The sequence below is a fragment of the Trinickia sp. Y13 genome, from assembly GCF_029522115.1.
Classification (GTDB): domain Bacteria; phylum Pseudomonadota; class Gammaproteobacteria; order Burkholderiales; family Burkholderiaceae; genus Trinickia.
The window spans coordinates 38,162-50,930 of the sequence record NZ_JAKWFK010000017.1 but is presented as its reverse complement, the minus strand read 5'-3'; the positions used below and the strand labels follow the sequence as shown (position 1 = coordinate 50,930).

Below are 12,769 nucleotides of genomic sequence, written 5' to 3'. Positions count from 1 at the left end.
ATGCCTGCAGAACGGAACCTGAAAGGTAAGACCCTCGTTTTGGTCGACGGATCAAGCTATCTGTATCGGGCCTACCATGCCATGCCAGACTTGCGCGGGCCCGACGGCGAGCCGACGGGTGCGCTCTACGGATTCATCAACATGTTGCGGCGCATGCGCAAGGACGTCACGGCAGAGTATAGCGCGTGCGTCTTCGACGCAAAGGGCAAGACGTTCCGTGACGATTGGTATCCGGAGTACAAGGCCCATCGTCCCTCCATGCCCGAAGACCTCGCCAAGCAGATCGAACCGATCCATTTTGCCGTGCGCGCGCTGGGTTGGCCGCTGCTGATGATCGACGGCGTGGAAGCGGACGACGTCATCGGCACGCTTGCGTCCGCGGCCGAGCGCGAAGGGATGCACGTCGTCGTCTCCACGGGCGACAAGGACTTGGCCCAACTCGTCAGCAACCACGTTACGCTCGTCAACACCATGACGAACGAGACGCTCGACCGCGAAGGCGTCATCGCCAAGTTTGGCGTGCCGCCCGAGCGTATCGTCGATTACCTTTCGCTGATCGGCGACACCGTCGACAACGTGCCCGGCGTCGAAAAATGCGGCCCGAAGACGGCCGTCAAATGGCTCGCGCAATATGAAACGCTGGACGGCATCGTGGAGCATGCGAGCGAAATCAAGGGCGTCGTCGGCGAAAACCTGCGCCGCGCGCTCGATTTCCTGCCGCTCGCCAAAAAGCTCGTCACGGTCGAACGCGCCTGCGATCTGACCGAGCATGTGGCCTCGATCGAGGAAACCTTGCCCGCTCGCCCCGAGTCCCCGCTCGAATTGCGCGATCTGTTCATGCGGCACGGCTTCAGAACGTGGCTGCGCGAGATCGAAACGTTGATCGAAGGCGCCGAAGATGCGCAGGCCGCGGCAGGCGTGGCCGAGCCGACAGGCATGCTCGCGGCCGAGCCTGCGCCGACGATCGCGCCGGAGCGCTGCTACGAAACCGTGCAGACGTGGGAGCACTTCGATACCTGGCTTGCGAAAATCGACAGCGCGCCGCTGACCGCCTTCGATACCGAAACGACCTCGCTCGACGCGATGCAAGCGGAACTCGTGGGGATTTCGCTATCGGTCGGGGCCGGCTGTGCGGCCTACATCCCGGTCGCCCATCGCGGGCCCGACGCCCCCGTTCAACTGCCACGCGACGAGGTGCTGGCCAAGCTCAAGCCCTGGCTCGAAAGCCCCGAGAAGAAGAAGCTGGGCCAACATTTGAAGTACGACGAGCAGGTGCTCGCCAACTACGGCATCGAACTGAACGGCGTCGAGCACGACACGCTGCTCGAATCGTACGTGCTCGAATCGCATCGTCCGCACGACATGGACAGCCTTGCGTCGCGTCATCTCGGCGTCAAGACCATCAAGTACGAAGAAGTGGCGGGCAAGGGCGCGCAGCAGATCGGTTTCGACGAGGTGGCGCTCGCGCAAGCGGCCGAGTACGCCGCCGAAGACGCCGACATCACGTTCCAATTGCACACGGCGCTGTTTCCGCAGGTCGAGCGCGAGCCCGGGTTGCTGTATGTCTATCGCGACATCGAATTGCCCACGGCGCGCGTGTTGCGCAAGATGGAGCGCAACGGCGTCTTGATCGACAGCGAACGGCTGCGCCGTCAAAGCAGCGAAATCGCGGGGCGGCTCATCGAGCTCGAAGGCGAGGCCTATGCGCTTGCGGGCGGCGAGTTCAATCTCGGTTCGCCCAAGCAGATCGGGCAGATCTTCTTCGAGCGGCTGCAACTGCCCGTCATCAAGAAAACGCCGAGCGGCGCGCCTTCCACCGATGAAGAAGTGCTGCAAAAGCTGGCCGAAGATTACCCTTTGCCGAAACTGCTATTGGAGCATCGCGGCTTGTCGAAGCTCAAGTCGACCTATACCGACAAGCTGCCGCGCATGGTGAATCCGAAAACCGGCCGCGTGCATACGAACTACGCGCAGGCCGTGGCCGTGACGGGGCGGCTCGCTTCGAACGACCCCAATCTGCAAAACATTCCCGTGCGCACGGCGGAAGGCCGCCGCATCCGCGAGGCGTTCATCGCCCCCGAAGGCAGCAAGATCATCTCGGCGGACTACTCGCAGATCGAGCTGCGCATCATGGCGCATATTTCCGGCGATGAATCGTTGCTGCGCGCGTTCGCGCAAGGCGAGGACATTCACCGCGCGACGGCGGCAGAGGTGTTCGGCGTGACGCCGCTCGAAGTTTCGAGCGATCAGCGACGCATCGCCAAAGTCATCAACTTCGGTTTGATCTACGGGATGAGCTCGTTCGGGTTGGCCGCCAATCTCGGGATCACGCGCGACGCCGCCAAGCTTTATATCGATCGCTACTTCGCGCGCTATCCCGGCGTCGCTCGGTACATGGAGGACACGCGTTCGAGCGCCAAGGTGAAGGGCTACGTCGAAACGGTTTTCGGCCGCCGGCTGTGGCTGCCCGAGATCAACGGCGGCAATGGTCCGCGCCGCCAAGCGGCCGAGCGTGCAGCCATCAATGCGCCGATGCAAGGCACGGCGGCCGATCTCATCAAATTGTCGATGATCGCGGTGCAAGGGTGGCTCGAACGAGAGCAAGCCAAGAGCCGCATGATCATGCAAGTGCATGACGAACTCGTGCTCGAAGTGCCCGACGACGAACTGCCCGTCGTACGCGAAAAGCTGCCGCAATTGATGTGCGGCGTCGCGGCCCTGAAGGTGCCGCTCGTGGCGGAAGTGGGCGTCGGCGCGAACTGGGAGGAAGCGCATTGATGCGCTGATCCGGCTCATGCTCGCGCCCGCATGGCTTCAATAAGCCGTGAGGGCTTCGCGCGAGCATGCGTCTTCGCGCACAATGGCCGAACGACACGCGCGCCGCGATCCATGAGCGCGCGACCGAACCGAATCATCAACGGCATAGGGGTATCGGCATGCATCGTTTTATCGTCGTGGGGGGAGGTGCGGGTGGGCTCGAATTGGCCACGCGCCTCGGGGATCGTTACGGCGCGCTCAAGAACGGCGAAGAGCCGCGCGCGCTCGTCACGTTGGTCGATCGTTATCCGACGCACATCTGGAAGCCTTTACTGCACGAGGTAGCGGCAGGCAGTCTCGACCCGTTCACGCAGGAACTCGAATATGCGGCGCAGGCGCGTTGGCACGGGTTCGAATTTCAGCAGGGCGATCTCGTCGGCATCGATCGGGCCGCCAAGCGCATCACGATCGCGCCCGTCATCGATTCCGACGGAGCCGAACTCTTGCCGCAGCGCATGCTCGAGTACGACACGCTCGTGATCGCGATCGGCAGCACGACGCATTTCTTCGGCGTGCAGGGCGCGGCGGAGCATTCGATCGCACTCGATACCGTGGCGCAAGCGGAGCGGTTCAGAAAGCGCCTCATCGCCGCGTGCATGCGGGCCGAGCATCAACCTCACGCCACCGTGGAGTCGGGGCTGGGACCTTCCGCGGAGGCGGAGGCGCGCATTCAAGTGGCGATCGTGGGCGGCGGTGCGACCGGCGTCGAGTTGTCCGCCGAACTGCGCAATACGGCGCAGGTGCTCTCGGCCTATGGCTTGCACAAGCTCGATCCACGTCACGACATCGGCATCGTATTGATCGAGGCGGGTCCCCGCATTTTGCCGGCGCTGCAGGAGCGTGTATCGAGCGCGACGGCTGAGTTGCTGCGCAAGCTGGGCGTGAAGCTGATGATCGGCGAAACGGTGGCGGAAGTGGCGCCCGGCGTGGTCCGTACGGCAAGCGGCAAAAGCGTGCGCGCGGACCTTACCGTTTGGGCGGCCGGTATCAAGGCGCCGGCCGTGCTCGGGCAGCTCGACGGCCTTACGGTCAATCGCTTGGGCCAACTCTGCGTGCGTCGCACCCTGCAAACCGAACTGGACGACAACATCTTCGCTCTGGGCGATTGCGCGGCGTGCCCATGGCCCGGGCAGGAGCGCAATGTGCCGCCGCGCGCCCAGGCGGCGCACCAACAAGCGAGCTTTCTGCTGCGCGCGATGTCGAATCGGCTCGAAGGCAAGGCCCTACCGGAATTCACGTATCGCGATTTCGGCTCGCTCGTATCGCTGGGACACTTCAGTGCAGTGGGCAACCTGATGGGAGGGCTCATCGGCGGCAGTATGCTCGTCGAAGGGCTGTTCGCCCGCTTCATGTATATGTCGCTGTACCGGCTGCATATCGCGGCGTTGCACGGCTATCCACGGATGATGCTCGATACCGTGGCGCACTGGCTGCGGCGCACGACGCTGCCGCGCGTCAAGCTGCATTAGCGGCTGCGCTGGGCGGTCGCATGAGTGCCCAAGACGGCTCGCCGGCGCGCGGGCCATCCGTCATGATTCACTTGGTCTGAAATTATTTGCTGCTCGTCATCGGTAGGGCGCCGGCCGCGTAGGCTTGCCGTTTTCAATCAAGCAGCGCTCTCCCGCCGCGCCGTATGGCGGGGACCTGCTCTTCCGATACGATGAGCCATCCTCCGCTTGCCACCCACATGGTGTCGCTTCCCGACGGTAAAACGGGCAATAACGCACTCGGCTACTGCACGTCTACCGCTCGCGATCCCAGCCGCACGATCGTCTTGACCCCCATCGGCCGGGCTTGGCCGAAAAGGGTGTTCAAGGGAATTCGCGTTGCTGTCAAATGGTTGAAACTGCCGGGGCAACCCGAGTTTCTGCATATTCTCGACGGGGAGACTTCAACCACGATGGCATTGCCGCGGCGTTTGCAGCAGAGGGCCACGGGGGATCTCGTCGCCGTGCGCACGGTGCCCACGCAGCATTACCCGGCCGATATCGCGCTTTACTACGGCACGGCATCGGCGCCGGCAGGCAATCTGATCACCGTCTCGCCCTTGAGCCGGTGGCTGCGCGACCTGCCTGCGGGATCCGCCGTCGAGTTGGTCAACTTGAGCGCGCCGGGCAACGCGCTAAGAAATGGGCTCTTCGGCACGCAGGCGTCCATCGCTAAAAACTCGTCGGCCGGCGTTAGGCTGCTAAAAGACTCACCGGGCGGTTAGCCGCGGGCGTTCGCCGAATGGCGCCAAGCGTCGCGCTTCAAGGATTCGGCCCGGTCGCGACGGGGCGCGACGGGTCGGCGCACCACTCGCTCCATGACCCCGCGTACAGCGCCGGGCCGTGCAAGCCGGCTACCTCCATCGCGAGCGCGTTATGGCATGCGGTGACGCCCGAGCCGCATTGCAGCACCACGTGCTCGGGCGATGTTTGACCCATGACCGCGCCGAACTCCGCGCGCAACGTATGGGCCGACTTGAAACGCCCGTCGGACGTCAGGTTGTCCTTGAAGAAGCGATTGAGCGCACCGGGGATGTGGCCTGCAACAGGATCGATCGTTTCGTTTTCCCCGCGATAGCGGTCAGGCGAGCGCGCATCGATGACAACCTGTTGGCCACCCTTCAGGTTCGCCAGCAAGTGTTGGGCGTCCACGGTCACGGCAAGCGGGGCGGCGGCTTTGAAATCCCCGCGCGCCACGGCGCCGGGCGCGGCGGTGTCGAGCTTTTGTCCCGCGGCCTGCCACGCTTGCAGGCCGCCATCGAGCACGGCAACCGAATCGTGGCCGAGCCAGCGCAAGAGCCACCAAAGGCGCGCTGCATAGCCGCCGCCTTGGGCATCGTAAGCGACGACTTGCTGGCGCTCCTTCAGTCCGTGTTTGCAGAGGGTATCGACGAGCGCATCGCGGGCAGGCAGCGGGTGCCGGCCGTTCTTGCCCGTCTTGGCGCCAGACAAGTCGCGATCGAGGTGCAAGTAATGGGCGCCGGGGATATGGCCCGCTGCATAGGCTTGCTCGCCGGCGCTTGGATTGGCAAGGTCGAAGCTGCAGTCGAAGACCAAAACGCTGCCGGGTGCGCTGGATAAGCGCTCCGCCAGGTTCTCGGCCGAAATGAGAGTGGTGTAATGCGTGTGCGGCATGATGGGCACCTCGGTGGCGAGCGAACTCCCGCTTGGATGGCGGACGATTGATTGCAGTCTAAACAAAAAGACGGGCAAGAGGCATGTTCGCCGTCTTGCCCGTCGTTCGATCGGGGCGCTTGGCCGCACGCGGCGCGCGCCGCCTCAGATTTCGCCGAGCTCGCGCCGCAGGAACTCGTGGAAATGCTGCATGCCGTCTTCCATCGGGCTTTGATACGGCCCGACCTGCGATTCGCCGCGCTCGAGCAGAGCAAGGCGGCCGGCGTCCATGCGCTCGCCGATCTCGTCGTCTTCGCGCGCCGTCTCCATATAGGCCGCGCGCTCCGCTTCGACGAATTCTCGCTCGAAAAGGGCGAATTCCTCGGGATAGTAGAACTCCACGATGTTCGTCGTTTTGCGCGGGCCGCGCGGAATCAACCACGAGACGACGAGCACGTGCGGGTACCACTCGATCATGAGCCCTGGGTAGTAGACCATCCAGATGGCGCCATATTCGGGCGGTTCGCCGTCGCGCACGCGCAGCACTTGGTCGTGCCACTTGCGATAGACCGTGCTGCCGGGCTTGGCGAGCCCGTTATGCACGCCAACCGTCTGGACGCTGTACCAATCGCCGAACTCCCACGTCAGATCGTCGCAATTGACGAAGCTGCCGAGGCCCGGATGGAACGGCACGACGTGATAGTCCTCGAGATACACCTCGATGAACGTCTTCCAGTTGTAGTTGCACTCGTGCACTTCGACGTGATCGAACATGTAGTCCGTGAAGTCGAAATGATGCTGCGTGCCGAGCTTCGCCAGATCTCTCGCGACGTCCCGGCCCTCGGTCTCGAACAGCAAGCCGTGCCAATTCTGCAGCGGCGTGGCGCCAAGGTTCAGGCAGGGGTTGTCGGCGAAATGCGGCGCTCCGAGCAATTCGCCGTCGAGATTGTATGTCCAGCGGTGCAGTGGGCAGACGATGTTCTGAGCCTGGCCGCGCCCATTGAGCATGATCGCCTGGCGATGACGACAGACGTTCGATAGCAGCTCCACCTGCGAACGTTGGTTGCGCACGAGCACGCGCCCTTCGTTTTCGCTGGGTAGGGCGAAATAGTTCCCCGCCTCGGGCACCATCAACTCATGCCCGACGTAGCGAGGACCCTTCTTGAAAAGTGTTTCGATTTCTCGCGCGAGCAGCGCTTCATCGAAGTAAGCCGTGACCGGCAGCTGGCTCGAAATGGCCTTGAGCTGCAAAGCATTGCTCAGATTGGACATTCCCACTCCCGAAAATCGTGAAAGCAGTGAACAACCCAACCATCGAAGATTCGATTTAGGGAACCTGAGATTATACCCTTTCCCCCTCCCTTGGGGCGCTTAAGTGCATGATTTGGGTCAAAAAAGCATGCGCAAAAAGCGATCCCGCAGGGGGTGGAGGCACCCCGAGTGTTGTTTTTTTGCCCTCGACCGGCGGGTTGGGCCTGGGTGGCTGATGGGCTAGGTCGTGCGCTTTTGCCGTAGAATGTCCGACTTGCTTTTAAGTTCACTCCTATCCGATGGCGAAGATAGCACCCGAAGGTACGCCCGCGCCCGCTCTCGGCGGCGAACAAGGGGATGCGGCACTGCCCCGGAACTATGAAGCGGCGGTGGCCGAGTTGGAAGAGCTGGTTTCCCGTATGGAGAGCGGCGCCTTGAGCCTCGAGGAGTCGCTGGCCGCGTACCGTCGCGGTGCAGCCCTGGTAGCGTATTGTCAGCAGCAACTGGAAAAGGTGGAGCAGCAGGTGCGCGTGCTCGATGGCGAGACGCTCAAGCCGCTGCCTCCCGGTACGGCGCCCGCGGACAGCGGAGACGATCTATGACATTTGAAGAATGGATGCGCGCGGTGCTCGCGCGCGTCGAAGCGGCACTGGAACGTTACCTGCCGGCATCTGCCGTGGAACCCGCGCGGCTCCACGAAGCGATGCGCTATGCGGTGCTCGGCGGCGGCAAGCGTATCCGGCCGTTGCTCGTGCATGCCGCGGGCGAATTGACGGGCGCGCGGCCGCAGGCTCTGGAAGCCGCTTCGGCGGCGCTCGAGATGATTCACGTCTATTCGCTCGTGCATGACGACATGCCGTGCATGGACGATGACGAATTGCGTCGCGGCAAGCCGACGGTGCACGTCAAGTATGACGAAGCCACGGCGCTGCTGGTCGGTGATGCCCTGCAGTCGCAGGCATTCGTCGTGCTGACCGACGAGGCGGTGCTGGACGCGCCCGCGCAAGCCGCGCTCGTGCGCGAGCTGGCGCTTGCGAGCGGCTCGCTCGGCATGGCCGGCGGGCAAGCGATCGATTTGGCGAGCGTGGGGCTCACGCTCACGCGGCCGCAGCTCGAAACGATGCATCGGATGAAGACCGGCGCACTTTTGCGCGCGTCCGTGCGCATGGGCGCACTGGCCGGGAAAGCCCCCGACGCGCGGGCGCTCGCGGCGCTCGACGCCTACGCGGCGGCGGTCGGGTTGGCATTCCAAGTGGTGGACGACATCCTCGATGTGACGACCGACTCCGCGACGCTCGGCAAGACGGCGGGCAAGGACGCGAAGGACGGCAAACCGACTTACGTTTCGATTATCGGGCTTGAAGCGTCGCGTGCTTTGGCGGCGCAACTGAGGCGCGACGCGCATGACGCGCTCGCGCCTTTCGGTGAGCATGCACGGCGTCTGGCCGAGCTTGCCGACCTGGTGGTACACCGGGTGAGTTGAACGCGAAGCCCGCTGGCGCGCGCCATTGGCCTCGAGAAGCGCGTGAAAAAAGCGGGCGCGTAACTTTTCCTACAATGGAACGACGATGTACGACTTGTTGAAAACCATCGACGACCCGGCGGATCTGCGCCGCCTCGATCGCCGCCAACTGAAGCCGCTTGCCGACGAGCTGCGCGCATTCGTGCTCGACAGCGTGTCGCAAACGGGCGGCCATTTGTCGTCGAATCTCGGCACCGTCGAGCTGACGATCGCCTTGCACTACGTTTTCGATACGCCGCACGACCGTATCGTCTGGGACGTGGGCCACCAAACCTATCCTCATAAGATTCTGACGGGGCGTCGCGACCGGATGCCCACGTTGCGTCAGCGCGGCGGCATTTCGGGGTTCCCGCGCCGCTCGGAGTCGCAGTACGACACATTCGGCACCGCGCATTCGAGCACCTCGATTTCCGCGGCGCTGGGGATGGCGACCGCAAGCAAGCTAGAGGGTATCGATCGTTTCTCGATCGCCGTGATCGGCGACGGCGCGATGACGGCGGGCATGGCGTTCGAAGCCATGAACAACGCCGGCGTGTGCGACGATTTGCCGCTGCTCGTGATCCTGAACGACAACGACATGTCGATTTCGCCGCCTGTCGGCGCGCTCAATCGCCACCTCGCTCGGCTAATGTCGGGGCGTTTTTATGCGGCCGCTCGCGCAGGGGTCGAGCGCGTGTTGCGCGTTGCTCCGCCGATGCTCGAGTTGGCGCGCAAGCTCGAAGAGCACGCGAAGGGCATGGTGGTCCCCGCCACGCTGTTCGAGGAGTTCGGGTTCAACTACATCGGCCCCATCGACGGGCACGATCTCGATTCGTTGATCCCCACGCTGCAAAACATTCGGGAGTTGCGCGGCCCGCAATTCCTGCACGTCGTCACGAAGAAGGGGCAAGGCTACAAGCTCGCCGAAGCCGATCCCGTGCTCTATCACGGGCCGGGCAAGTTCAATCCGGCCGAAGGCATCAAGCCGCCTAGCTCGCCGTCGAAGAAAACCTATACGCAGGTATTCGGCGAGTGGTTGTGCGATGCGGCTGAATTGGATTCGCGCGTCGTGGGCATTACGCCGGCCATGCGCGAAGGCTCGGGCATGGTTGAATTCGAGCGGCGCTTTCCCGATCGCTATTTCGACGTGGGCATTGCCGAGCAGCATGCCGTGACGTTCGCGGGCGGCATCGCCACGGAAGGCATGAAGCCTGTCGTCGCCATTTACTCGACGTTCCTGCAGCGCGCGTACGACCAGTTGATTCACGACGTAGCGTTGCAGAACCTCCCAGTCGTATTCGCGATCGACCGGGCGGGGCTCGTGGGCGCCGACGGCGCCACGCACGCGGGGGCCTATGATCTCGCGTTCCTGCGCTGCATTCCCAACATGACCGTGATGGCACCGGCCGATGAAAACGAGTGCCGCCAGATGTTGTACACGGCGTTGCAGCAGCCCAATCCGACGGCGGTTCGTTATCCGCGCGGCGCGGGCACGGGTGTCGCCACGGTGAAACAAATGGAGGCGCTGCCGGTGGGCCGTGGCGAAATTCGCCGTCAATCGACTGCGCCCAAGGGCAGCCGCATTGCGATTCTCGCGTTCGGCACCATGGTCGCGCCTGCACTGGCGGCGGCCGAAGGGCTCGATGCCACGGTCGCGAACATGCGCTTCGTCAAACCGATCGATGCCGACCTCGTGCGCGAGCTGGCGCAAACGCACGATGCGATCGTCACGGTGGAAGAAGGCTGCGTGATGGGCGGTGCGGGCTCGGCCTGTGTGGAATCCCTGCTTGCCAATGGGGTTGTTCGCCCCGTACTACAATTGGGCCTCCCCGACAGCTTCATCGACCATGGCGACCCGGCTAAGTTGCTGGCGGAATGCGGCCTTGACGGCGCGGGCATCGAACGGTCGATTCGCGCACGCTTTTTCGAGCCGGCGGCTAAGCTGGCGGCGCAGCGCGTGGCTTGATCCCGAGCCGGCCGCATAAGCGGCCGCCGCATTTTGGATGCACGCATGGGCCTTCGGGCCCATGTTTATTTATTGGCGCGACTTTCGCCGGCCCCTGCGCTCCGGCATTGCAGCCGCGCCCATCAGGACAAGAAGATGAACCAGATGAATCCCGCCTTCGTCATGCCCGACGTTCAAAGCACGGTCGACACGAGGCAGATTCCGATTCAACGCGTTGGGGTGAAGGGAGTGCGCCATCCGTTGACGGTGCGCACGCCCAGCGGCGACATCCAGCCGACGGTGGGGACATGGAACCTCGACGTGCATCTGCCCGCGCATCAGAAGGGCACGCACATGTCGCGCTTCGTCGCGTTATTGGAGGCGAACAAGGCGCCGCTCGAGTCCGCTACGTTTCGCACGCTGCTTGCCGAGATGCTCGACAAGCTCGAAGCGGCGGCCGGCCGTATCGAAGTCACGTTCCCTTACTTCGTGCCGAAAACCGCGCCCGTTTCGGGCGTGTCGAGTTTGCTCGACTACGAAGTGACATTGACGGGGCAGGCGCGCGACGGCGAAATCCGCACGTTCTTGCGTGTGCTCGTGCCCGTGACGAGCCTTTGCCCCTGCTCGAAGGAAATCTCCCAGTACGGCGCGCACAATCAGCGCTCGCATGTGACGATCGAAGTCGAATTACAGGCCGACGCGCCCGTCGAAGACCTGATCCGTATTGCCGAGGAGGAGGCTTCGTGCGAGTTGTGGGGTTTGCTCAAGCGCCCCGACGAGAAGTTCGTGACGGAGCGTGCGTACGAGAACCCGAAATTCGTCGAAGACTTGGTACGGGATGTGGCGCAGCGGCTCAACCGCGACGAGCGCATCGTGGCGTACACGCTCGAAGCGGAAAACTTCGAATCGATTCACAACCACAGCGCTTACGCCGTGATCGAGCATGACAAACGCACGGCGCCTACAGAATCGGTTTAACGCTTCTATCGTTGCGCCGGCCGCCCGTTATCGTCCTATCGCGCGAGCGACGACAAATCCCAGCGCGGCTTGACCGTGAACGCATAGTCCCGGCTTGCTTGATGCGGCCAGCGTTGCAGACGCAAAGCGCCAGCTAGCGCGATCATCGCGCCGTTATCGGTGCACAGCGCAAGGTCGGGGTAGTGGACATCGAAGCCGCGTTTCTTGGCGGCGGCCGTCAATGCGTCGCGCAACTGGCGGTTCGCGCCCACGCCGCCCGCGACGACAAGGCGTTTGAGCCGCGTCTTCTTGAGCGCCGCCAGCGATTTGCCGACAAGCACGTCCACGGCCGCATCCACGAACCCGCGCGCGAGATCGGCCTTCGCTTGTTCGCAGACGTTCGCGCCCAACCGCTTGGTTTGCGTCAGCACAGCCGTTTTCAACCCGCTGAAACTGAAATCGAGATCGCCTGAATGCAGCATCGGCCGCGGCAGCGTGACGGCGCCCGGGGTTCCGTAATCGGCGAGCCGGGAAACTTCCGGGCCGCCGGGATAGCCGAGCCCGAGCAACTTGGCCGTCTTGTCGAATGCTTCGCCGGCCGCGTCGTCCAGCGTTTCGCCGAGCGTTTCGTAGACGCCTACGTCGGTCACGCGCATGAGCTGCGTGTGGCCGCCCGACACCAGCAGCGCAACGAACGGAAACGGCGGGGGCGCCTCGACGAGCAGCGGCGAGAGCAGGTGCCCTTCCAGATGGTGGATGCCGATGGTGGGCTTATCCCATGCGAGCGCGAGTGCATTGGCGATGCTGGCCCCGACCAGCAGCGCACCCGCGAGGCCTGGGCCCTGCGTGAACGCGATGGCGTCGATGTCTGCGCGCGACGCTCCCGAGCGGGCGAGGACATCCTCGAGCAGCGGCAGCGCCCGGCGGATATGGTCGCGAGATGCCAGTTCGGGTACGACGCCGCCGTATTCGCGATGCATCGCGATCTGCGAATGCAGGGCGTGCGCGAGCAGGCCGCGCTCGGTATCGTAGAGCGCGAGCCCGGTTTCGTCGCACGAACTTTCGATGCCGAGAACGAGCATGGTGGGATGGGCGAGGGCGGCGATGACGATCATGGCCCGGCTATGACGCTATAACCGTTGCCGTCGCCACCGCGAGGAATGCGTGGAAAACACGAAAGTATATCAGCGCGCCGAC

10 protein-coding genes are annotated in these 12,769 nt (G+C 63.7%); 7 read left to right on the top strand and 3 right to left on the bottom strand.

Annotated elements, in window-relative coordinates:
* The 3 genes from polA to MMB74_RS23530 all read left to right on the top strand — a co-directional run bounded on the left by polA (position 1) and on the right by MMB74_RS23530 (position 5,029).
* The gene (gene polA / locus MMB74_RS23540) at positions 1 to 2,778 is read left to right on the top strand and encodes a DNA polymerase I (protein ID WP_277431071.1); all 2,778 of its coding nucleotides are present in this window, start codon (positions 1 to 3) and stop codon (positions 2,776 to 2,778) included.
* Positions 2,779 to 2,936: 158 nt separating this feature from the next.
* Complete coding sequence (locus MMB74_RS23535) at positions 2,937 to 4,286, top strand: NAD(P)/FAD-dependent oxidoreductase (RefSeq protein WP_277431070.1); 1,350 nt, start codon at positions 2,937 to 2,939, stop codon at positions 4,284 to 4,286.
* Between the two features lie 191 nt (positions 4,287 to 4,477).
* Positions 4,478 to 5,029, top strand: a complete 552-nt coding sequence (locus MMB74_RS23530) for a hypothetical protein (RefSeq protein ID WP_277431069.1) — start codon at positions 4,478 to 4,480, stop codon at positions 5,027 to 5,029.
* A gap of 37 nt (positions 5,030 to 5,066) precedes the next feature.
* Here MMB74_RS23530 and MMB74_RS23525 read toward each other — a convergent pair whose 3' ends face one another.
* Both MMB74_RS23525 and MMB74_RS23520 read right to left on the bottom strand, forming a co-directional pair.
* Positions 5,067 to 5,939 (bottom strand): sulfurtransferase, encoded by an 873-nt coding sequence (locus MMB74_RS23525; RefSeq protein WP_277431068.1) that lies wholly within the window; start codon positions 5,937 to 5,939, stop codon positions 5,067 to 5,069.
* 144 nt (positions 5,940 to 6,083) lie between these two features.
* Positions 6,084 to 7,190, bottom strand: a complete 1,107-nt coding sequence (locus MMB74_RS23520) for an aromatic ring-hydroxylating dioxygenase subunit alpha (RefSeq protein WP_277431067.1) — start codon at positions 7,188 to 7,190, stop codon at positions 6,084 to 6,086.
* A 278-nt stretch (positions 7,191 to 7,468) separates the two neighbouring features.
* Here MMB74_RS23520 and MMB74_RS23515 point away from each other — a divergent pair, with 278 nt between their 5' ends.
* From MMB74_RS23515 to folE2, 4 genes are all read left to right on the top strand, one after another.
* Positions 7,469 to 7,771: an exodeoxyribonuclease VII small subunit gene (locus MMB74_RS23515; RefSeq protein WP_277431066.1), complete on the top strand. Its 303-nt coding sequence runs from the start codon at positions 7,469 to 7,471 to the stop codon at positions 7,769 to 7,771.
* Entirely contained in the window at positions 7,768 to 8,652 is an 885-nt protein-coding gene (locus tag MMB74_RS23510) for a polyprenyl synthetase family protein (protein WP_277431065.1), read from the top strand. Before MMB74_RS23515 ends, MMB74_RS23510 begins: the two co-directional genes overlap by 4 nt.
* A gap of 85 nt (positions 8,653 to 8,737) precedes the next feature.
* Positions 8,738 to 10,636, top strand: a complete 1,899-nt coding sequence (dxs, locus tag MMB74_RS23505; protein WP_277431064.1) for a 1-deoxy-D-xylulose-5-phosphate synthase — start codon at positions 8,738 to 8,740, stop codon at positions 10,634 to 10,636.
* Positions 10,637 to 10,771: 135 nt separating this feature from the next.
* Positions 10,772 to 11,593: a GTP cyclohydrolase FolE2 gene (gene folE2 / locus MMB74_RS23500; RefSeq protein ID WP_277431063.1), complete on the top strand. Its 822-nt coding sequence runs from the start codon at positions 10,772 to 10,774 to the stop codon at positions 11,591 to 11,593.
* A 35-nt stretch (positions 11,594 to 11,628) separates the two neighbouring features.
* On the opposite strand, the gene tsaD is transcribed toward folE2, so the two are convergent.
* Complete coding sequence (gene tsaD, locus MMB74_RS23495; protein ID WP_277431129.1) at positions 11,629 to 12,654, bottom strand: tRNA (adenosine(37)-N6)-threonylcarbamoyltransferase complex transferase subunit TsaD; 1,026 nt, start codon at positions 12,652 to 12,654, stop codon at positions 11,629 to 11,631.
* Between the last annotated feature and the right edge of the window lie 115 nt (positions 12,655 to 12,769).